Annotated in this window: 24 protein-coding genes; 14 read left to right on the top strand and 10 right to left on the bottom strand. The window is 64.2% G+C overall.

Annotated features, from left to right (window positions below; translation table 11 throughout):
* The first annotated feature begins 7 nt into the window (after positions 1–7).
* From AC1Q6P_RS07010 to AC1Q6P_RS07045, 8 genes are all read left to right on the top strand, one after another.
* Positions 8–364: a hypothetical protein gene (locus tag AC1Q6P_RS07010; RefSeq protein ID WP_492665541.1), complete on the top strand. Its 357-nt coding sequence runs from the start codon at positions 8–10 to the stop codon at positions 362–364.
* Positions 365–546: 182 nt separating this feature from the next.
* On the top strand, positions 547–1,761 hold the full coding sequence (locus tag AC1Q6P_RS07015; protein ID WP_492665542.1) for a TolC family protein: 1,215 nt from the start codon (positions 547–549) through the stop codon (positions 1,759–1,761).
* A 6-nt stretch (positions 1,762–1,767) separates the two neighbouring features.
* Positions 1,768–3,369, top strand: a complete 1,602-nt coding sequence (locus AC1Q6P_RS07020; protein ID WP_492665543.1) for an efflux RND transporter periplasmic adaptor subunit — start codon at positions 1,768–1,770, stop codon at positions 3,367–3,369.
* Positions 3,370–3,379: 10 nt separating this feature from the next.
* Positions 3,380–3,721 (top strand): P-II family nitrogen regulator, encoded by a 342-nt coding sequence (locus tag AC1Q6P_RS07025; protein ID WP_492665544.1) that lies wholly within the window; start codon positions 3,380–3,382, stop codon positions 3,719–3,721.
* 18 nt (positions 3,722–3,739) lie between these two features.
* Positions 3,740–6,916, top strand: coding sequence for an efflux RND transporter permease subunit (locus AC1Q6P_RS07030; protein WP_492665545.1), 3,177 nt, complete (start codon positions 3,740–3,742; stop codon positions 6,914–6,916).
* Positions 6,917–6,989: 73 nt separating this feature from the next.
* Positions 6,990–7,532: a hypothetical protein gene (locus AC1Q6P_RS07035; protein ID WP_492665546.1), complete on the top strand. Its 543-nt coding sequence runs from the start codon at positions 6,990–6,992 to the stop codon at positions 7,530–7,532.
* A gap of 32 nt (positions 7,533–7,564) precedes the next feature.
* Positions 7,565–8,638, top strand: a complete 1,074-nt coding sequence (locus AC1Q6P_RS07040; RefSeq protein WP_492665547.1) for a DMT family transporter — start codon at positions 7,565–7,567, stop codon at positions 8,636–8,638.
* A 7-nt stretch (positions 8,639–8,645) separates the two neighbouring features.
* Positions 8,646–8,969, top strand: coding sequence for a YnfA family protein (locus AC1Q6P_RS07045; RefSeq protein ID WP_492665548.1), 324 nt, complete (start codon positions 8,646–8,648; stop codon positions 8,967–8,969).
* 3 nt (positions 8,970–8,972) lie between these two features.
* On the opposite strand, the gene AC1Q6P_RS07050 is transcribed toward AC1Q6P_RS07045, so the two are convergent.
* Positions 8,973–9,431: a MerR family transcriptional regulator gene (locus AC1Q6P_RS07050; protein WP_492665549.1), complete on the bottom strand. Its 459-nt coding sequence runs from the start codon at positions 9,429–9,431 to the stop codon at positions 8,973–8,975.
* An 82-nt stretch (positions 9,432–9,513) separates the two neighbouring features.
* Here AC1Q6P_RS07050 and AC1Q6P_RS07055 point away from each other — a divergent pair, with 82 nt between their 5' ends.
* The 4 genes from AC1Q6P_RS07055 to AC1Q6P_RS07070 all read left to right on the top strand — a co-directional run bounded on the left by AC1Q6P_RS07055 (position 9,514) and on the right by AC1Q6P_RS07070 (position 11,435).
* A complete protein-coding gene (locus AC1Q6P_RS07055) occupies positions 9,514–9,798 on the top strand; it encodes a hypothetical protein (protein WP_492665550.1) in 285 nt (94 codons plus the stop codon).
* A complete protein-coding gene (locus tag AC1Q6P_RS07060) occupies positions 9,795–10,220 on the top strand; it encodes a hypothetical protein (protein WP_492665551.1) in 426 nt (141 codons plus the stop codon). The genes AC1Q6P_RS07055 and AC1Q6P_RS07060 overlap by 4 nt, the downstream gene beginning before the upstream one ends.
* Complete coding sequence (locus AC1Q6P_RS07065; RefSeq protein WP_492665552.1) at positions 10,217–10,429, top strand: GDCCVxC domain-containing (seleno)protein; 213 nt, start codon at positions 10,217–10,219, stop codon at positions 10,427–10,429. Before AC1Q6P_RS07060 ends, AC1Q6P_RS07065 begins: the two co-directional genes overlap by 4 nt.
* A 223-nt stretch (positions 10,430–10,652) precedes the next feature.
* Positions 10,653–11,435 carry a methyltransferase domain-containing protein gene (locus AC1Q6P_RS07070; protein ID WP_492665553.1) on the top strand — a complete coding sequence of 261 codons (783 nt, stop codon included), beginning with the start codon at positions 10,653–10,655 and terminating at the stop codon, positions 11,433–11,435.
* A 214-nt stretch (positions 11,436–11,649) separates the two neighbouring features.
* Here the strand turns inward: AC1Q6P_RS07070 and chrA are convergent, their stop codons facing one another.
* From chrA to AC1Q6P_RS07095, 5 genes are all read right to left on the bottom strand, one after another.
* Positions 11,650–12,903, bottom strand: a complete 1,254-nt coding sequence (gene chrA, locus AC1Q6P_RS07075) for a chromate efflux transporter (protein ID WP_492665554.1) — start codon at positions 12,901–12,903, stop codon at positions 11,650–11,652.
* 217 nt (positions 12,904–13,120) lie between these two features.
* Positions 13,121–13,582: a rhodanese-like domain-containing protein gene (locus AC1Q6P_RS07080; protein WP_492665555.1), complete on the bottom strand. Its 462-nt coding sequence runs from the start codon at positions 13,580–13,582 to the stop codon at positions 13,121–13,123.
* Between the two features lie 27 nt (positions 13,583–13,609).
* Positions 13,610–14,899, bottom strand: coding sequence for an MFS transporter (locus AC1Q6P_RS07085; protein ID WP_492665556.1), 1,290 nt, complete (start codon positions 14,897–14,899; stop codon positions 13,610–13,612).
* Positions 14,899–15,654, bottom strand: coding sequence for an MBL fold metallo-hydrolase (locus tag AC1Q6P_RS07090; protein WP_492665557.1), 756 nt, complete (start codon positions 15,652–15,654; stop codon positions 14,899–14,901). The genes AC1Q6P_RS07085 and AC1Q6P_RS07090 overlap by 1 nt, the downstream gene beginning before the upstream one ends.
* 14 nt (positions 15,655–15,668) lie before the next feature.
* On the bottom strand, positions 15,669–16,328 hold the full coding sequence (locus AC1Q6P_RS07095) for an ArsR/SmtB family transcription factor (RefSeq protein WP_492665558.1): 660 nt from the start codon (positions 16,326–16,328) through the stop codon (positions 15,669–15,671).
* 127 nt (positions 16,329–16,455) lie between these two features.
* On the opposite strand from AC1Q6P_RS07095, the gene AC1Q6P_RS07100 reads away from it, so the two are divergent.
* Together AC1Q6P_RS07100 and AC1Q6P_RS07105 are read left to right on the top strand one after the other, a co-directional pair.
* Entirely contained in the window at positions 16,456–16,974 is a 519-nt protein-coding gene (locus AC1Q6P_RS07100) for a hypothetical protein (protein ID WP_492665559.1), read from the top strand.
* Between the two features lie 225 nt (positions 16,975–17,199).
* A complete protein-coding gene (locus AC1Q6P_RS07105) occupies positions 17,200–18,390 on the top strand; it encodes an MFS transporter (RefSeq protein ID WP_492665560.1) in 1,191 nt (396 codons plus the stop codon).
* A gap of 180 nt (positions 18,391–18,570) precedes the next feature.
* On the opposite strand, the gene AC1Q6P_RS07110 is transcribed toward AC1Q6P_RS07105, so the two are convergent.
* The 4 genes from AC1Q6P_RS07110 to AC1Q6P_RS07125 all read right to left on the bottom strand — a co-directional run bounded on the left by AC1Q6P_RS07110 (position 18,571) and on the right by AC1Q6P_RS07125 (position 20,491).
* Positions 18,571–18,987 carry a DUF4148 domain-containing protein gene (locus AC1Q6P_RS07110; RefSeq protein WP_492665561.1) on the bottom strand — a complete coding sequence of 139 codons (417 nt, stop codon included), beginning with the start codon at positions 18,985–18,987 and terminating at the stop codon, positions 18,571–18,573.
* Between the two features lie 361 nt (positions 18,988–19,348).
* Positions 19,349–19,696, bottom strand: coding sequence for a copper-binding protein (locus AC1Q6P_RS07115; RefSeq protein ID WP_492665562.1), 348 nt, complete (start codon positions 19,694–19,696; stop codon positions 19,349–19,351).
* 43 nt (positions 19,697–19,739) lie between these two features.
* A complete protein-coding gene (locus AC1Q6P_RS07120; RefSeq protein ID WP_492665563.1) occupies positions 19,740–20,198 on the bottom strand; it encodes a DUF411 domain-containing protein in 459 nt (152 codons plus the stop codon).
* Positions 20,195–20,491, bottom strand: coding sequence for a hypothetical protein (locus AC1Q6P_RS07125; RefSeq protein ID WP_492665564.1), 297 nt, complete (start codon positions 20,489–20,491; stop codon positions 20,195–20,197). The genes AC1Q6P_RS07120 and AC1Q6P_RS07125 overlap by 4 nt, the downstream gene beginning before the upstream one ends.
* Positions 20,492–20,510 lie beyond the last annotated feature (19 nt).

The raw sequence follows: 20,510 nt of genomic DNA on the forward strand, positions 1-20,510 counted from the left end.
TCCCGCCATGCGCCGTTGCATCGTCTTTATCCTCGCCCTGTTGGTGCTGACCCAGTTCTCCTGGGCAACAGCGGCCAGCTATTGCGGGCATGAGGAAACGACGCCGAAGCACCGGCCGCATTTCGGTCACCATGCGCATTCGCATGGCGCCGAAGAAACGGCAGGCAAGCCTGCGGTCAAGAGCGTCTTGCTCGCAGCCGACCTTGATCACGGCCATTGCCACCTGAGCCCTGCGGCGCTTGCGCCGAACGACAGCTTTGTCATCTCCGAACCGGGCAGCACCCCGCCTTCAGCGGACCGGCCATGCCTGGTGGAGTCCTTCGTGCCCGACGGGCTCGAACGCCCCAATTGGCTGCGCGCCTGATTCGGCGCGTCGTTTCTTCCCCTGACTGACTTGCTCGCTGACGCGAGCTGACGCCGCGCCGAACCGTCCCTTGTTGTTTCAACAACCCGGAGAGTTCGATGCGAAGCCATCCTCAAGGCTTTTTTGCGCCGCTGCTATTGGCGGCGCTGTGTTCCCATACCCTGGCTGCGGATGGCGTGGCCATGCCTGCCGCTGCCCCGCGTGCCGCCGATGCGGCCCCGATCAGTTCGACCATGACGCTGGCCGAGGCGCTTCGCCTGGCCCTGACCCACAACCCCGAGCTGGCCAGCGCTCGGCTGGAACTGCAAGCGATGGAAGGTGCGGAGCAGCAAGCCGGCGCGCGCCCCAACCCTGAGCTGGGCCTGCTGGTGGAAGACACACGCAGCGCCACGCGCACGACCACCGTGCAGTGGTCTCAGCCCATCGAATTGGGCGGCAAACGCTCGGCACGACTGGCCGCTGCGGCCAGCGCCCGGGAGCAGGCTGGCGTGGCGCTGCAGTCCAAGCAGGCCGAGTTGCGCGCAGCTGTTTCCAGCGCCTTCTTCGAGGTGCTCAGCGCGCAGGAGCAGTCCCGTTTGGTGCAAGCCTCGCTGGATCTCGCACGCAATGCCACCGGCATCGCCGGCAAGCGTCTTCAGGCAGGCAAGGTACCTCCGCTGGAGCATGCCAAGGCTCAGGTTGCCGAAGCCGGCGTTCGCTCCGAGCTGGCGCAAGCGCAGAGCGATCTGTTGCTGGCACGGCAGCGCCTGGCTTCCTTCTGGGGGGCCGGCAAGGTCGCCTTTGATCGCGCGGATGGCAATGCCGAAGCACTGCCGGAGATGCCGTCCGACCAAGGCCTGGGCGAACAGATGGCGCAGGCGCCGGCAATCCGTTTGGCGCAGTTGGACATCGCCAGGCGCCAGGCGCTGGCCAGCGGCGAACGCGCCAAGCGCATCCCGGACCTGACGGTCACGCTGGGCGCCAAGCGCGCTGCCGAGCAGGGCCGCACGCAAGCGGTGATGGGCCTGTCGATCCCGCTGCCCATCATGGACAGCAACCAGGGCAACCTGATGGAAGCGCTGCGCCGTGAAGACCAGGCGCGCGAAGCGCTCAGCGCCGCCACCTTGCGGCTGCAAACCGATGTGTCTCAGACGGTGGAGAAGCTGCGCCTGACCCGCCAGCAGGTGCAGATGCTGCGCACCGAGGTGCTACCCACTGCGCAGTCAGCCTATGACGCTGCGGTGAAGGGCTACGAGCTGGGCAAGTTCGCCTTCCTCGATGTGCTCGATGCCCAGCGCACGCTGTTCCAACTGCGCCAGCAAATCCTGCGCAGCACAGCAGATGCCTACCGCGCTGCCGCCGAACTCGACCGCTTGCTGGGCCAAGACCCCAGCCAAGCTCGTCAATCTCAGGAGTAAGAACACATGTTGATTGAATCGAAGAACAAGAAGTCCGCCGTGGCCATTGCCGCGGTGCTGATCGTTGGACTGGTGCTTGGCGTGGCCATCCTGCGCAGCGAGACAGCCAAGTCGGCCGGCGACGGACACGGCCACGCCGAGAGTGCCGCGCATGCCGATGACGAGCACCACGGCAAAAAGGCCAAGGATGACGAGGGCCATGGCCATGACGACAAGCATGGCGACAAGGAGCATCACGACGAAGCCGCGGCTCCAAGCAAAGGCCCGCATGGCGGCAAGCTGTTCACCAAGGATAACTTCGGCCTTGAGCTGACCATCTACGAGACCGATGTGGAACCAGAATTCCGCGTCTATCTGTACCGCGATGGCAAGCCGCTGGCGCCGAATCAGGCCAAGGTCAGCGTGACCTTGGATCGCCTGGGTCGCCAGCCTCAGCCGTTTGCCTTTGCCGTCGAGAAGGATTATTTGAAGGGCTCTGCCGTCGTGGAGGAACCTCACTCCTTCAACGGCACCATCCAAGCGCAGCTTGGTGGCCAAGCATTTGAGTTCAAGTTCGAGCAGGTGGAGGCGCGCGTGCAGGTCAGCGACGAGCAGCTCAAACGCAATGGAGTGGAGATTGCGGCGGCGGGGCCGGCACGCATTCGCAGCAGCGTGCAAATGCTTGGTGAAGTTAAGCTGAACCAGGATCGCAGCGTGTTCGTCACACCCCGGCTGGCTGGTGTCGTCGAAGCGGTGCGCGCCAATGCGGGCGACCGCGTGCGCCAGGGGCAGGTCCTGGCCGTCATCTCAAGCCAGGCCCTGGCCGACCAGCGCAGCGAGTTGCTGGCCGCCCAGAAACGCATGGCCCTGGCCAAGACGACCTATGAGCGAGAGAAGAAGCTCTGGGAAGAGAAGATCACGGCCGAGCAGGACTATCTGAGCGCACGCCAGGCCTTCCAGGAAGCCGAGATCACCCTTGAGAGCGCACGCCAGAAGCTGGCCTCGCTGGGGGCATTGGGTTCAGGCGCCAGCACCTCCACGCAAGGCCTGACCCGCTACGAAATCCGCTCGCCCATTGACGGCGTGGTCACCGACAAGAAGATCAGCGTCGGCGAAGTGTTGAAAGAGGACGCCCCCATATTCCAGGTGGCCGACTTGTCCACTGTGTGGGTGGAGTTGACCGTACCGGCCAAGGAGGTGAACCGACTCAAGGTGGGCGACATGGGCACTGTCAAGGCATCCAGCCTCGAAGCTCAAGCCACCGCCAAGCTCAGCTATGTCGGCGCGCTGGTGGGCGAACAAAGCCGCAACGCGATGGCGCGATTGGTCCTGGCCAACCCCAAGGGCCTGTGGCGCCCCGGCCTGTCCGTCACGGTGGACCTGACCTCGGACGAGGTCGAGGTGCCGGTGGCTGTTTCGGTGGATGCCGTCCAGACCCTGCGCGATTGGTCTGTCGTGTTCGGCCGCTATGGCCAGCAGTTCGAGGCCCGGCCGCTGGAGCTCGGCCGCAGCGACGGCCGCCATGTGGAGGTGCTCAAAGGACTGTCCGCTGGCGAGCGCTATGCCGCCAAGAACAGCTATCTCATCAAGGCAGACATCGGCAAAGCCGGTGCCAGCCACGACCACTGAGGAGCAAGCCATGAAGCAAATCACTGCCATCTTGCAGCCGCATCGCCTGGAGAGGGTCGAGGAGGCCTTGCATCGACTTCCGCACCTGCCTGGTTTTACTGTGTTCAAGGCCCAGGGCCATCCTCGTGGTCACGGTGCCGGGCATGCCTATGTCGCCGACGAGTTGGTCCCCGACAGCCATGCGCGCGTGGTCCTGGTGATGTACTGCGCTGACGATCAGTTGGCCTCGCTGGTGCAGACCATCGAGCAGGCGGCCCACACGGGCCAGGCGGGCGACGGCGTCATTGCCGTCACCGAGCTCGTGGACATCGTCCGCATCCGCACCGGCCAACGCGGCGATGCGGCGGTCTGACCAAAGAGATCAGCACCCATGTTTGAAAAAATCATCCGCTTTGCCATTGCCCAGCGTTGGCTGGTTCTGCTGTGCGTGCTGGGCATGGCCATTCTGGGCGTGTTCAGCTATCAGCGCCTGCCGATAGACGCCGTGCCGGATATCACCAACGTCCAGGTCCAGGTCAATACCGAAGCGCCAGGCTTCTCGCCGCTGGAGTCCGAGCAGCGCGTCACCTTTCCGATCGAGACGGCCATGGCCGGCCTGCCAAATCTGGAGCAGACACGCTCGCTCTCGCGCTATGGCCTGTCGCAGGTAACCGTGGTCTTCAAGGACGGCACCGACATCTACTTCGCGCGGCAACTGGTCAACGAACGCATCCAGGAAGCCAAGGCCAAGCTGCCCGGCGGCCTGGCACCCACGCTGGGGCCCATCGCCACCGGCCTGGGCGAAATCTATATGTGGACGGTGGAAACCAAGGAGGGCGCGCTGAAACCCGATGGCACGCCCTACACGCCCACCGACCTGCGCGAAATCCAGGACTGGATCATCAAGCCGCAACTGCGCACCGTGCCCGGTGTGACCGAGATCAACACCATTGGTGGCTATGCCAAGGAGTACCAGGTCGCTCCCAGCCCCGAGAAGCTGGTCTCGCACGGGCTTACGCTGCAAGACCTCGTGCAGGCGCTGGAACGCAACAACGGCAATGTCGGCGCCGGCTACATCGAGCGGCGCGGCGAGCAGTACCTGATCCGCGCGCCGGGCCAGGTGAACAGCATGGAGGATATTGCCAACATCGTCATCCGCAGTGCCAACGGCAGCCCGGTACGCATCCGCGATGTGGCCGAGGTAGAAATCGGGCGTGAGCTTCGCACCGGGGCTGCCACCGAGAACGGCCGTGAGGTGGTGCTGGGCACCGTCTTCATGCTGCTGGGCGAGAACAGCCGCGTAGTCTCGCAGGCGGTGGACAAGAAGCTGAAGGACATCAGCCGCAGCCTGCCCCAGGGCGTCATCGCGCAGACGGTGTATGACCGCACCATCCTGATCGACAAGGCCATTGCCACCGTCAAGAAGAACCTGCTTGAAGGCGCCGCCCTGGTCATTGCCATCCTGTTCCTCTTCCTTGGCAATATCCGCGCGGCACTCATCACGGCGGCAGTGATTCCGCTGGCCATGCTGTTCACCTTCACCGGCATGGTGAGCAACAAGGTCAGTGCCAACCTGATGAGCCTGGGCGCTCTCGACTTCGGCATCATCATCGATGGCGCGGTCGTGATCGTGGAGAACTGCGTGCGCCGGTTGGCCCATGCGCAGGCCGCGGCGGGGCGACCGCTGACGCGCGACGAGCGCTTCCATGAGGTATTTGCCGCTGCCCGCGAGGCCCGCCGCCCGCTGCTCTACGGGCAGCTCATCATCATGGTGGTCTATCTGCCGATATTCGCGCTCACCGGCGTGGAAGGAAAGATGTTCCATCCGATGGCCTTCACCGTGGTGGCGGCCTTGGTCGGCGCGATGATCCTGTCCCTCACCTTCATTCCCGCCGCAGTGGCACTGCTGATCGGCAAGAACGTGGGCGAGAAGGAAAACCGCCTGATGGGCTGGGCCAAGCGCGGCTATGCGCCGATGCTGGACTGGGCCTTGCTGAACAAGCCGCTGGTGCTGACCATCACCGCGGTGTCGGTGATCCTGAGTGGCCTGCTCGCCACACGCATGGGCAGTGAGTTCATCCCCAGTCTCAGCGAAGGCGACATCGCCCTGCATGCGCTGCGCATCCCGGGCACCAGCCTGACGCAAGCCATCGAGATGCAGATGGAGTTGGAGCGCGTCATCAAGGGCTTCCCCGAGGTCGAGCGCGTGTTCGCCAAACTCGGCACCGCGGAGATCGCCACCGACCCGATGCCGCCCAACGTGGCGGACAACTTTGTGATGCTCAAGCCGAGGTCCGAATGGCCAGATCCGAAACGCAGCCAGGCCTCCCTCGTGGCCGCCCTTCAAGAGGCTGTGGCCAAGGTTCCGGGGAACAACTATGAGTTCACCCAACCGATCCAGATGCGCTTCAATGAACTGATCTCGGGCGTGCGCAGCGACGTGGCGGTAAAGGTCTTTGGCGACGACATGGCCGTCATGGACGAGACCGCCGATGCCATCTCCAAGGTGCTTGAAAGCATCCCGGGCGCGGCCGACGTGAAGGTCGAGCAGACGACGGGCCTGCCTATGCTCACTGTGCAGATCGACCGGGCCAAGCTCGCACGCCTCGGCCTGAGCGTGGCAGATGTGCAGGAGACCGCCGCGATTGCCATTGGCGGCCAGGAGGCTGGCGCGCTGTTCCAGGGCGATCGGCGCTTTGACATCCTGGTGCGTTTGCCGGAATCGGTGCGCAGCGACATCGAGGCGCTCAAGCGCCTGCCGATCAAGTTGCCGACAAGTGGCGGCACGGCTGCCTATGCGCAGCTCGGCGACGTAGCGAACTTCGAGATCTCCCCCGGGCCGAATCAGGTCAGCCGTGAGAACGGCAAGCGGCGCGTCGTCGTCACGGCCAATGTCCGGGGTCGGGACATCGGCTCTTTCGTGACCGAGGCGCAGGCCCAGCTGGACGCCAAGGTGAAGATTCCGAGCGGCTATTGGACGACCTGGGGAGGTACCTTCGAGCAACTGCAATCGGCGGCGGCGCGGCTGCAGATCGTCGTGCCCGTGGCGCTGGGCCTCGTGTTCGTGCTGCTGTTCGCGATGTTCGGCAACGTGAAAGACGGCCTGCTGGTGTTCACCGGCGTGCCGTTCGCGCTGACGGGCGGCATCGTGGCGCTGTGGCTGCGGGACATTCCGTTGTCCATCTCGGCGGGCGTGGGTTTCATTGCACTGTCGGGTGTGGCGGTGCTCAACGGTCTGGTGATGATCGCCTACATCCGCTCCTTGCAGGAGGACGGCATGCCGCTGGACGCTTCGGTGCGGGAGGGGGCGTTGACCCGTTTGCGTCCGGTGCTGATGACGGCGCTGGTGGCCTCGCTGGGCTTTGTGCCGATGGCTGTTGCGACCGGCACCGGCGCCGAGGTGCAGCGCCCGCTGGCCACCGTGGTGATCGGCGGCATCCTGTCGTCCACAGCGCTGACCCTGCTGGTGTTGCCGGTGCTGTACCGATGGGCTCATGCTCAGAAGAGCAGCCGGGCATGGGGCCTCTTCGGCCGCGGCCTGCCGCGAAGCACGGAGGCGCCTCGCTGAATTGACGCACGCCGAGCGGCGCTTCGCCTGCCTGGCGAGCGCCGCTTTTCATTCGATGTGAAGAGGGGCCTATATGCAAGCCGAACGAGTGACTTTTTTTGCTCTTGCCGCCACGATGGTGTTGTTGGCTGGATGTGCGGTGACTCCGGCGTCACCAACGCCGCCGGTTCCGGCCGACAGCTACTGTCAATCCTTATTAAAACCACGCAAGAAGGTCTGCATCTTGGGCGGGGTTCCGCCGGCATCGCTGGCCACAGATGCCGCCGCCCTCGACGGCGCAGCTGGTGTGTTCACCGTGTACATCGTGCGAAACAACTGGGCCGATCCGACCGAGTTGGTCGAGTTGCGGTCGCCAGGCGTGTCCGCAGTCAGAACGCTGCCGAGAACCTTTGTGAGATTCAGGCTGCCCGCAGGTCAACATGTGATCAGTGTTGACTGGGGGCGGGGCGCGACCCAAGCTGCTGTCAGCGGCGTAGCGGGCGAGGTGCAGTATCTGCAGTTGAACGGGTGGGCGTTTTGGACCAAGCGCGATTTCAGCCTCAACAAGATCGACAGACCGACCGCCCTCCAGCTCACGCGGGACTCTAAATTCGTGGGGGATGTCGCAAGCCAGTGAGCAAGGCCCTGACAGTTGCGCCTCACCCAATAATGCAGCCCATGAAATCAAAGTTTGAACCTGGCGTACTCGCCGCCTTGGCTGCCGCCGTCTTGTTCGGTGCCGGCACGCCGCTGGCCAAGCCTCTGCTGGGGCAAACCAGCCCATGGCTGTTGGCTGCGCTGCTCTATCTGGGCTCGGGCTTCGGGCTCTGGCTGGTGCGGCGTATTCGTCGCGCGCCTGTCGTGCGGCTGGAAGCGGGGGATGGCAAGTGGCTTGCTGGCGCCATTGTCACGGGCGGCATGGTTGGTCCAGCCCTGCTGATGTTGGGCCTCTCGCGTATGCCCGCTGCAGGTGTGTCGCTGCTGCTCAATGCCGAAGGGGTGATGACGGCGTTGTTAGCCTGGTTCGCCTTTAAGGAGAATTTCGACCGGCGCATCGCGGTGGGCATGCTGGCCATCGTGGCGGGAAGCGTGGTGCTGAGCTGGCCAGGGGCTGATGCTGCAGCCAACGGATTCGAAAGCTGGTGGCCGGCCCTGGCGGTGTTGGGGGCCTGCTTCGCCTGGGGCATCGACAACAACCTCACGCGCAAGGTCTCTCTGACGGACGCCAGCTATATCGCCATGACGAAGGGCCTGGCAGCGGGCACGACCAATCTGGTGCTTGCCGTCATCGCAGGCGCGCATTGGCCTGGCGCTGGCACGGTGTTGGCTGCCGGCCTGCTGGGATTTGCCAGCTATGGCGCAAGCCTGGTGCTTTTTGTGGTGGGCCTTCGCCATCTGGGCACAGCCCGCACCGGCGCCTACTTCTCCGTCGCGCCGTTCGTCGGCGCGATCTTGGCCTTCGTGCTGCTCGGTGAATCATGGACTTGGCAGCTGCTGCTGGCAGGGCTGCTGATGGCCATCGGCGTCGGCCTGCACCTGAGCGAGCGGCATGAGCATGAGCATCTTCACGAAGCGATGGAACATGAGCACGAGCATGTCCATGGTGATGGCGACTCGCATCACGACCATGAGCATGAGCCTCCCGTTCCCGCAGGTACCCGCCATGCCCATCCCCATCGGCATGAACCCGTAGCGCATAGTCATGCGCACTTCCCCGACGCCCACCATCGACATGCCCATTGAGGATGCCTTGAAGACCCTGCTGCTTTTCATCGCCACGGCGCTTGCCGAGATCATTGGCTGCTACCTGCCGTACCTGTGGCTCAAGCAGGGGCGCTCGGTCTGGCTGCTGATCCCGGCAGCCCTGAGCCTGGCGCTGTTCGCCTGGTTGCTGACCCTGCACGCGACGGCAGCGGGGCGGGTCTATGCCGCCTACGGCGGTGTCTATATCGGTGTGGCGCTGGCCTGGTTGTGGGCCGTCGATCAGATCAGGCCGACGCCCTGGGACTTCGCGGGCGTGGCGGTGGCGCTGTGCGGCATGGGCATCATCATGTTCCAGCCGTCGGCGCGCTGACGCTCAGCCGCAGCAATTCGATGCTGCCATGGGCTGGTCCTTGCCCAGGTCTTGCAGGATGGTGCAGCGAATGGCTGGCCCCCCAGCGCATTGCTCGGTGCAGGACTTGACGAAGCGCGTCAGGCTGCGCTCCAGTTCGCGCAGTTCAGCCAGCTTGGCACGTACCGCGCCAAGATGAGCTTGCGCGATGTCTCTGGTCTCAAAGCAGTCGCGATCCTCGCTGGTCGACAGCGAAACCAGTTCGCGCACCTGTTCGATGCCGAAGCCGAAATCGCGGCAACGCCGGATGAACCGAAGCAGCTCGACGGTGTCATCACCGTAGCAACGGTGACCGCTGGCGCGCCGCCGCGCAGCAGGAATCAGGCCAATCTCTTCGTAGTAGCGGATGGTCGGGATTGAGGAGCCCGTCAGCTCCGCCAGCGCGCCAATGCCCAGGTCCGCCTCTGTTGTAGGCTTTTCCATCATTGAGTCCTTGCATCTCAAGTAGCTTGAGGTTCTAGAGTTCAGTGTATCGGGGCAAGCCCCCTATTTGGAGAGGACGAACATGAAGAAGGTCTTGGCTGTTGTCGGTGTCGCTGCCGCTTGCGCTGCCTGCTGCGCCATTCCCATCGCCATGCCGCTCATCGCGGGGCTCACGGCATCCGGCCTGGGCTGGGCGATGTCGGGATGGCAGGCCGCTGGCGCCTTGCTTCTCGCCACAGGCCTGCTCGGCTTGTGGATCGCCAGACGCAATCGTCAGCGCGTCCGGGCATCCTTGATTGCAACGCAAGGGCGCTGCGCTTGCCCGCCTCAGCCTGCTGGTGCCCATTCCATTGGACCCAGGCAATGAGCCAACCATCCGTCGACCCCAGCGCACCGATGGCCTGCACGCTGGGCCCGCAAGACCTTCAGCAGCGGTTTGCCGCGATTCGTGAACTGGCGCACCGTGCGCTGCTCAGCCACGAGCAAGTGGGACTCACGCTCAGACTGCGCTATGCGGCAACGGCCACTGCGGACCTTGAACGGCTGGTTGCCCTGGAGCAAGATTGCTGTGCTTTCCTTCGCTTCGACCTGCTGAGGCAAGCTGACGAGGTAGGTCTCGACATCACGGCACCCGCCGAGGCCGGGGAGTTTGCGCCCTTGCTGTACTCGCACTTCGTTGGCGATGCGAGGGCTGCGCTTGCACCGCAAGTCGAGCGTTCAAGGCCATGCGGCTGCATGTCGGCGGCTGGCGCTTGCGGATCCCGGCCTGCTGAGGCGAAACGCCGATGAGCTCTGTGACCCACGAGTCCACGTTGACTTGCCCCCGATGCGGCCATGCCAAGCTGGAAGTCATGCCGACCGACGCCTGCCAGTTCTTCTACGAATGTGAGCAATGCAAGGCACTGTTGCGCCCTAAGGCGGGCGATTGCTGCGTGTTCTGTTCGTTCGGGTCGGTTAAATGTCCGCCCGTCCAATTGCAGCGGGGGTGCTGCGGCTGATACGCGCAACGGTGGCAGGAATCCATTCCGCTCCAGGCCCTTCGGCGTCGGAGCGCGGGCCGGCATGAGCATTGAAATCGAAGTTGCGCCGGCACGCGGCCAGACCGGGTCGGCGCAAGGGTGTTGACAGCGGCGCTGAAAGGAACAGCATGCCAGCATGCGTGTCGGGCGCCGCCTGCTGCGTCGCCGGCGCGTGCTTTTGCGCAAGCAAGGAGGTGCTGACATGGCAACCGTTCTCCCCGCGCGCGTCGATACGGACGCGCTTGAACAGAAGGTCAAGGCGATGTATCGCGATGTGGCGCTCAATCCCCGGGGCGAGTTTCACTTCGAGATGGGGCGGACGCTGACCGAGCGCCTGGGCTACACATCCGCCGAGCTCGACGCGATTCCGAGCGAGGCGATCGACTCGTTTGCCGGTGTCGGCTATTACTTCGACCTGGCGGCGCTGCAAGCCGGCGAGGTGGTGGTCGACTTCGGCAGCGGCTCGGGGACCGACAGCTTTGTCGCCGCCGGCAAGGTCGGTGCCGGCGGTGCCGTGATCGGTGTCGACATGACCGACGAGCAGCTCGCCAAGGCCGAGCGCCTGCGCGCCGCGGCGGGCTTCGCCCAGGTCTCCTACCGCAAGGGCTATATCGACGCCACCGGCCTCGGGGATGCCTACTGCGATGCGGTCATCAGCAACGGGGTGGTCAATCTTGCGCCGGACAAGGCCAAAGTTTTCCTCGAGGCCGCGCGCCTGCTCCGGCCGGGTGGTCGGCTGGCCATCGCCGACATCGTCACCGACGTCCAACTGCCCGAAGGCATCAGCTGCGACGCGACGCTGTGGGCCGCTTGCATCGGCGGCGCCATGCAGGTCGACGATTACACGGCGGCGATCGAGGCGGCCGGACTTTCCGTATCGCAGCTGCGAGAAAACTCGGCCTACCGTTTCATCTCGCAAAACGCGCAGGGGGCAGCGCGCAAGTTCGGCGTCAAGAGCGTCAGCATCCTGGCAATCAAAGCCTGAGCTCGGGCGGCCTCAGTTGGCCGCGTGCAGATGGGGCGCCAAGCCTCGCTGCCGTTGCGTAGCGCTGCCCCCGACAGCAGCATCGTGACGGCGACGAACCAGTACACCGTCTCCGACCGGTTGGTGGGCCCGCGGTTGCCGCGATCAAAGATTCGAGGCCAGCCTGCTTGCCGGCGCGTGTGTGGGGACCCGCCTCCAGCTGCAAATGCCGAGTTCAATGCGCGAGCAGCCAACCCGCAAGCGCTGAAAGCGCCACGACCAACACCGGCGATCGCCGCCCATACACCAGCAAGCCGAACGCGCCCAGCGCAAGACCGAAATCGGCCCGCGAATGGATGGCGCTCGTCCATACCGGGTCGTATAACGCCGCGGCCAAGACACCGACTACCGCAGCGTTGACCCCGGCCATCGCTCGCTGCACGCCGTCGCGCTGGCGCAAGGGCTCCCAGAACGGAAGTGCTCCGACCACCATCAGAAACGCAGGAACGAAGATGGCGACAAGAAGGGTCAGTCCACCGACCCATCCTCCCAGCGTGCCGGTCATCGCCGCGCCGAGGTATGCGGCGAAAGTGAACAACGGACCGGGCACGGCTTGGGCGGCGCCGTATCCGGCAAGGAAGGCATCGTTGGTGACAAGCCCGTCGGGCACAACGCTCGCCTGCAGAAGCGGAAGCACCACATGTCCCCCGCCAAAGACGAGTGCGCCCGACTGATAGAAGGAAGAGATGACGGAAAGCGTTGGCGAGCGAACCGCAGAGGCCAGAACTGGCAGCAGAACGAGCAAGAGGCCGAATAGCAGCAGCATCGCTGCGCCTGTCTTCTTGGCTACGCCATAGTCGCGGTGTTCGGCGATAGGCAGGTGTCCGAGTTGCACTGCCCATCGGCCTGCAACACCGCCTGCGATGATGGCGCCGATCTGGCCCATCGCCGACGGAATGGCAAGCACCAGCAAGGCGGCGGCGACGGCGATGCCCGCTCGCAAACGGTCCGGACAAAGCGTCTTGGCCATGCCCCAGACGGCCTGAGCGACGACGGCAACTGCAACGACCTTGAGGCCGCGCACCGCACCCGACTGCGCCAGCGCAGCCCATTGGTTAACACCAAACGCGAACAGGATGAGGGCAGTGGCAGACGGGAGTGTGAAGCCGATCCACGCGCAAAGCGCGCCCAACCACCCGGCACGCCCGAGTCCCAGCGTAAGGCCAACTTGGCTGCTCGCAGGACCCGGCAGAAACTGACAGAGCGCGACCAAGTCGGAGTAGCTCCTGTCGTCCAGCCATCCCCGGCGCTCGACGAACTCGGTGCGGAAGTAGCCAAGGTGAGCGACGGGGCCGCCGAATGAGGTCAAACCGAGCTTCAGGAAGGCCAGGAGCACCTCAATGGGCGAGCCTCGCAGTGCGGTTGCGCTTGTTGGCAAAGCGTCGGATCTGACAACACTCTGCTCTTCCTTTGCCTGACTCTGGCTCATTGGGCGGTCCACCTGAATGCTGTCACGTCGGGCATCTTATCGAGGCCCCGGTTGAACACCTTCATTGCTGAATCCACTTTGACTGGCCTCCGGTACGGCCATGCCAAGCTGGAAGTCATGCCGACCGATGCCTGCCAGTTCTTCTACGACTGTGAGCAATGCAAAGCATGGCGGGCGATTGCTGCGTGTGCTGTTCGTTCGGGCCAGCGAAGGACGCCTATTTGCGCTCCTTGGCCGCGCGCGCATGCGCATCCATCCCGCCACGCGCTTTCCACTCGGCAAAGCCACCATGCAGGATGCGCACGTTCTCGAAGCCCGCCATGCGCAGGGCCATCGCCGACTGCGCCGAGAAGGAGCCGGTGTTGCAGTAAAGAACAATGGTCTTGTCCTTGGGGAGCTTGGCGCGCTCAGCGAAGACCTTGCGCCATTCGATGTTCACGGCGCCCGGGATATGTTCCTTGGCGAACTGGCCGGCGTCACGCACGTCGACGACGTGCAGGCGCTTCCAATCATCGGCTGGAATCTGCTCGGCCGTGATTGAGCCGCTGTTGTAGTCCACGAAGTCGAAGTAGGTGTCCAGCGCCTCTGTGGTGGCCTTGTCGGTGTCGGCTCGCGAGCTCAGCGGCAGGATGGCGAAGAGGGCGAGCAAAGTCGCCATGGTGTATCGGGTCAGGTTCATGGAGTTGCCTTGGAGTGATCGCTACGGTCAGTTCGCCGGGTTCAGGCGCGGATGGGTTTCTTCGCCGAAGACATGGAGCACCAGGCCTGACAGCGCCATGGCCACGGCGACGAACCAGAAGGCCGATTCAATGCTGCCACCCAGCGCGGCTGCAGCGCCGAGGCCCAGCGCACCCAGGCCGTAGCCCAGGTCACGCCAGAAGCGGTAGATGCCGATGGCCGAGGCCCGCCAGTTCGGATGCGCGATGTCCGCCACGGCGGCACTGAGATTCGGGTACAGCATCGCCATGCCGAGGCCGGCTAGGGCGGCCGCCATGCTCCACCACAGGTTGCCCGCGCCCAACGGCAGCAGCGCCACACCGGCGCCACACACCCACATGCCCCAGGTGTTCAGTACCTGCCGGCCCACCCGGTCCGACAGCTTGCCGGTGAAGAACTGCGCAATGCCCCAGGTGAAGCCATACATCCCGACGATCCAGCCGATGCCGGGCAAGCTGACGCCTTGCTGGTGCAGGTAGACCGGCCAGAACACCCAGACCAGCGCGTCAACGAACTTCTCCACCAGGCCGGCCTGACACAGCGCCGCCATGCGGCGGTCACGCCAGCTCATCATGGCAAATACTTCCCTGGTGCCCGGCTGCGGGTTGAGGCCAGGCGGGTAACGCGGGCGCAGTGCCTGCGCACCAGGAAAGGCCGCCGATTGCCTCATCTCGGCGTGAGCCCAGGGCAGCGTTTCCAGCACCACCAGCCAGGCCAGCAAGGTCGCCAGGCCGATCACCGCTGCGCCAAACCACAGGAGGCCGGCGCGCGGGCCGAGCCATGCCGCGACATAGCCCGTGGCAATGGCGGCCAGGGCCACACCCACATAGCCTGCGAATTCGTTGAGCCCGATCACCAGTCCCCGCTGGTCGGCTCGGGTGATATCCAGCTTGGCCGTCTGCGTCATCGACCAGGTCAGCCCCTGATTGATGCCCAGCAATACCGTCGCCAGCACGATCCAGCCCCAGCTCGGTGCCCAGTAGACGAGTCCCGGAATCGGCAGCGCCACGATCCAGCCCAGCAGCAGCACCTTGCGCCGACCGAGCCGCTCGGCGAGGCGGCCTGCCACGAAGTTCATCATGCCCTTGACGAAACCGAAGGCCACGACGAAAGCCACCAGCAGCATGAAGGAGCCGCGCGGAACCCCAAACTCGGTTTCGGCCAAAGCGGGCACGACGTTGCGCATCATCCCTATGGTCATGCCCACCAGCAGCACCTGCAGCAGTTGCTGAGCAACCTGACCGAGGTTGGCGCGAACGCCGTAGCGTAAGTCCTGCATCAACTTGGCTCGGCAGATGTGACCCCGCCGCGGAGATTGGTCGCAACGATGTCGGCCATGTCTGCCGGCGGGGGCGGAATCGCAGCGGTCACGGCCGCGACGAAGTCCGCGCGCGCCATCGACAGCATCGGGTTGAAGCGCTTCTCGAAGGCCAACGTGGACGCCGGCTTGCCGGACAGGCCCGCCCCGCAGGCACTGCCCGCCTGGTGGCCGGGATAGATTTCCAGCTCAGGGGCGAGCGTCAGCAGCTTCTGATGCAGGCTGTCGTGCAACAGCCCGGCCATCTCTTGCTCACGGCCGGCCAGGTCAGGGCGGCCAACCGCGCCGACAAACAAGGTGTCGCCGGTGATGACGAACCAGGGCTCGTCACCGCGCCGCAAATCACGCACCAGCAGGCAGATGCTGTCCGGCGTGTGCCCAGGGGTGTGAAGCACGTCGACCACGACGTTGCCGGCGGTCAGCCGCTGGCCATCGCGCAGCGCCATAAATTCGAAGCCGGTGCGGCCCTGGTTGCTCTCGTGCAAGGCATAGGGTGCACCAACCCTCCGAGCCAGTTCTGGCCCACCTGAATAGTGGTCCGCGTGGACATGGGTGTCGACCACATAAGCAAGCTTGACGCCTGTGCGCTCGGTTTCCTCGATAAACCAGTCCTCATCGCCGGCGACCACATCGACGGCAACGGCCTTGCGTTCGCCGATGCAGCCGAAGAGGTAGGAGAGCGTGGCATGTGGTGCTTGGCGTTGCCTGAAGAACATGGCGATCTCCGGTCTCAGGTATTGGTCTCAACAGGCAAGCCGCGCGCTCGCCATTCGGCCACGCCATCGCTCAGATGCAGGGCTCGGTGGCCCTTCTTGCGCAGCAGGGCCACAGCATCCCGCGCCATCAGGCAGAACGGACCACGGCAGTAGGCGACGATGGGCACATCCTTGGGCAACTCCGCCAGGCGCTTCTTCAGCTCGCTGACTGGCATTGAGCGCGCATGCGGCAGATGAGCAGCGTCGTATTCCTCCTGCGGGCGCACATCCAGAATCAGCACCTCGCCGGACGTCGCCTTCTTCAACAAGGTCGCCTGATCCATGCCTTGCAGCGCGTCCTGGTGTTCGACGATGCCGTTCAGGGCCAGTTGCAGTTCCACCAGGCGCTCCTGCGCTTGCGTGCGCAGATTCACCCAGAGGTCCGCCACGCTCGGGCTGGCCAGCCGATACACCACATACTTGCCGTCCCTGCTGGTGTCGACCAGCCGTGCCTGGCGCAATTCCTTCAGATGGGCGCTGGCCAGCTTGACGCTGATTTCGGCCTGGGCCGCCAGCATCTCCACCGTCTTCTCGCATTGGCAAAGCAGCTCGATCAACTCCAGCCGCTTGGGGCTGGCGACGGCCTTCCCGATGCGGGCGACCTGCTCGTACAGATGGTTCTTGATTTCTCGCATACTATCAATCTAACGATCATTAGAATGATTTGCAAATGACGGCCAGAATCTCCATCTACAGCAGAATGGCTTTCTGATCGAAAGGCAGAACATGTCAAGACTATCCAGGGCATTGGCAGCACTTGCGATGAGCGTTGCGGCGTTGGCTGGGCCGGCCTGGGCAGCCGAGCCGCAGCCCGATCCATGGAGCCCACTGAAACGCTTCGTTGGCGAGTGGGTGGGCACGGCCACCGGGCAGGCTGGCGAAGGAACGGTCACCCGCAAGTACGCGTTCGTCATGAACGGGCGCTTCATCCAGGAGCTGAACACGTCCCGCTACTCGGCCCAGGAGAAGAACAAGGCCGGCGAGGTGCACGAGCACATGGGCATGTTCAGCTACGACAAGGCGCGCAAGCTGATCGTGCTGAGGCAATTTCACATCGAGGGGTTCGTGAATACCTATCGACAGGCAGCCGCCGTGGAAGGGCGCGAGGGCTCGCTGGTGTTCGACAGCGAAGGCTTCGAGAACTTCAGCAACGCCTGGAAGGCCCGCGAAATCTACGAGTTCCTGTCCGACGACGAGTTTGTCGAGACGTTTGAGCTTGCACCGCCGGGCAAGCCGTTTCAGGTGTACAGCCGCAACCACTTCAAACGGGTCACCCAGTGAGCCTCGGGGTGGTCCGCAGGACCACCGGGCTCAGCGAGGCTGACCATCGGGGCCAGCGATCGTCACGCCCATCTCAGCCTGGCTCCAGCAGGAGTTGCAGCCGTGCATCGGCCCTGGCTGGCAGGAACTCCGTGATCTCCGCGCTCAGCCCCACCGGCTTGTACAGTGAGCTCACATCCCTTCCGAAACTGCCCGCTGCCCCGAGTTGAATTGACGATGCCGACAATGAGCGAGAGCGCCCTGAAGCAGATCCCCAAAGGCATCTGGGTACTTGGCTTCGTCAGCATGCTGATGGACATCTCTTCCGAGATGATCCACAGCCTCTTGCCGTTGTTCATGGTCACGACCCTTGGCGCCAGCGCGTTTGCAGTGGGCCTGATCGAAGGGCTGGCGGAAGCCACCGCGCTGATCGTCAAGGTCTTCTCCGGCGCACTGAGCGACTACCTTGGCCGACGTAAAAGCCTCGCACTGTTCGGCTATGCGCTTGGCGCGTTGACCAAGCCACTGTTCGCGATGGCGCCAACCGTCGGCATCGTACTGACGGCACGGCTGCTGGACCGGGTCGGCAAAGGCGTTCGGGGGACGCCGCGCGACGCCCTGGTGGCTGATCTCGCTCCACCCCACATCCGTGGCGCCGCCTTCGGTCTGCGCCAGTCGCTCGACACGGTGGGTGCCTTTCTCGGCCCCTTGCTTGCTGTCGGGCTGATGCTGCTGTGGGCCAATGATTTTCGCGCCGTGTTCTGGGTGGCCGTTGTCCCTGGTCTGGCAGCCGTTGTGCTGCTCGGGCTCGGCTTGCAGGAGCCCGCCCACGCTCCAACCGGCAAGCGTTCGAATCCGATTCACCGGGCCAATCTTGGCCGACTCACGGCGCCCTACTGGTGGGTAGTGGGTGTCGGTGCCGTGTTCACCTTGGCTCGATTCAGCGAGGCCTTTCTGGTTCTGCGCGCCCAGCAAGGCGGCATCCCCATTGCCCTGGTGCCGCTTGTGATGGTGGCGATGAACCTGATCTACGCGGCATCGGCCTACCCATTCGGCAAGCTCTCGGACCGCATGAGCCACCGCAAGCTCCTGGCATTAGGGCTCGCCGTGTTGATCGCTGCCGACCTGGTGCTTGCGGCCGACGATCATTGGATCGTTGTCCTGGCCGGTGTCGCCCTATGGGGCGTGCACATGGGCATCACCCAGGGATTGCTCGCAACCATGGTTGCGGAAGTTGCACCGGCCGATCTCCGCGGCACGGCCTACGGGGTCTTCAATTTGGTGAGTGGCATGACCATGTTCTTGGCCAGTGTTGCCGCCGGTCTGCTGTGGGACGTGCTGGGAGCGCCAATGACCTTTTACGCCGGCGCATGCTTGTGCGTGATCGCCTTGACGGCCTTGGCGTGGCAGCCTGTTGCCAAGTTGGGGACAGCATAGCTGGCGTTCGAATCCGGATCGCTGCCGGACTGAATGGCGGCTGCGTCCTGTTCTCTCGGTCGCAGCGCCGCTCGCGCAGTGACGCTCAAGCCGTGCCTGCTCGACGAATTCCGCCGCAGATCTCAGCACTCGACGTTTGACCTGCGGCAAACAGTGGGCGGTGTCAGCGAGCACCCATCGTCAATAACCACGGTTGGTATTCATGCGACGCAGCGAACCGTCCTTGCGCGCCTGCTCCAACTCCTGCAACACCTCTGCGCGCGTCTTGCCGCCTGCCGCTGGCGCTTCAAAGGTGATGGCGTCCTTACCTGCCAGCTGCGTTTCCTTGGCCGAGACTTGAGCGCTCATGACCGGATGCGTGATCGTTTCATATCCCGGCACGTACGACTGGTTGCGCCTCATCTTGGCCATGGATCCATCCTTGATGGCTGCAGCCAGTTCGGCCTTGACCTCCTCGCGGGTCTTGCCGCCGGGCATGGCGTGATAGGACCCGCCGCTGTCCGTATTGGAGGCGGTGAAGCCGCTGTTGGCAAAGGCGGGCGTTGCAAACGCGGTGACCAGTAGCGTGGCGGTGGCGAGTGAAGAGATGCGAGACATGATGAACTCCTTGTGCGTTGAACCAAGCCGTCAGGCGAGAGCCTTGCGGCAAGACGCAACCGATGCGTCATGGTTTGCACTTTAGAAATCGAGCCCCGACGCCGACCTGTCCAGCGGATTACGGTTTTGAAAGAAACCAAGCGTTGTCGGCGGACGGCCGTCAATCTTCACCAGGCTTCTGGCTTGGATCGCGACGGGTGCGAGCCTGACACCAGCAGGCGGGTGACCGAGTTTGGCGCGCAGCGCACGGTTGATCGACGCCGACTTCGGTGGCAATGAAGCCTGCATCGCTAACCGGACCGTCAGCGACCGCTCGCGAATGGTTCAAGGAGTTCTGAATCACTGCGGGACTCGATACAGCTCACTTCACGCCGGTGATGACGTAGTCGTTGCCGTCCTGCATGAACTCGAAAGCGACCTTCTTGCCCTCGCCGAGTTTGTCCATCAGCATCTTGTCCTTGACCTTGAAGCCCATTGTCATCGCGGGCCAGTTCAGCGTCTTGACCGGTTCATGTGCAAGGGTCACCACACCCGTCTTCGCATCTACCTTCTTGACCAAGCCCGTGGCCATGTGCTTCGCTGACACACCGGCGGACGGTTTCTTGGCCACGTCCATGCCCTTCATCTCGTCCATCTTGGCCTGAGCCATGGCCGACCCGGTGGAGAGCAACAGGGCCAGAAGCAGGGAGGTGCGTGCAGAGTTCTTCATGTCGATTTCCTTTGGTGAGCTTGAGTTGAGCGCAACCGGCGCTCTAGCGGTAAGACTGGTAAGGGCTGGCGCTGCCGTCGCGCTTCACCAGCAAGACGTCGAAAGGGTCGCGATGCCCGCGGTAGGCGGGTCCATCCATGCCGGGCGAGCCTCTGGGCATCGCGGGAACGGCCAGCCCGACGGCTTCGGGAGCTTGTTTCAGCAGGCGCAACACCTCGCGGGCAGGCACATGGCCCTCGAGCGCGTAGCCGGCCACCTGCGCCGTATGACATGAGCCATACCTGATCGGCATGCCAAGCCGGGCGCGGGCATCGGTGTTGCCGGTGTCATGCGTCCTGACCGTGAAGCCATTGGCCTCCAGATGCTTGACCCAGTCCTTGCAGCAGCCGCAGGTGGGCGATTTCCAGACCTCGACCAGCGGCGGCGCCGCCCTGGCCAGCAAGGGGCGGCCGACCAGGGCGACGAGCATCACCACGCTGAAATTTCGGCGATGCGGCTTCATTGCACGGCCTCCTTGGCGGCGGCTTCCTTGCAGGCCTTCAGTTCGGCCTCGAAACTCTCCCTGCGCTTCTCGTTCAGGTCGGGCGTCGATTGCGCGCGTGGCCCATGATCAAGCGGCAGCGCGAGCCGCTTGGCGGCGCATTTCTCCTCGGGGCTGAGTTTTTCCATTCGTGCAACCTGGGCGCGGTGGTTCTTACGCGCCGACTCGATGGCCTGCCAGTCGGGGCCGGCGAACACCGGCAGCAAGGCCCCCAATGCAATGCTGCCGACCACGGTGATGTGCAGCTTCTTCATGACGGACTCCAATGGTGTG

This window comes from Roseateles sp. GW835-FHT13E02 (assembly GCF_058794035.1).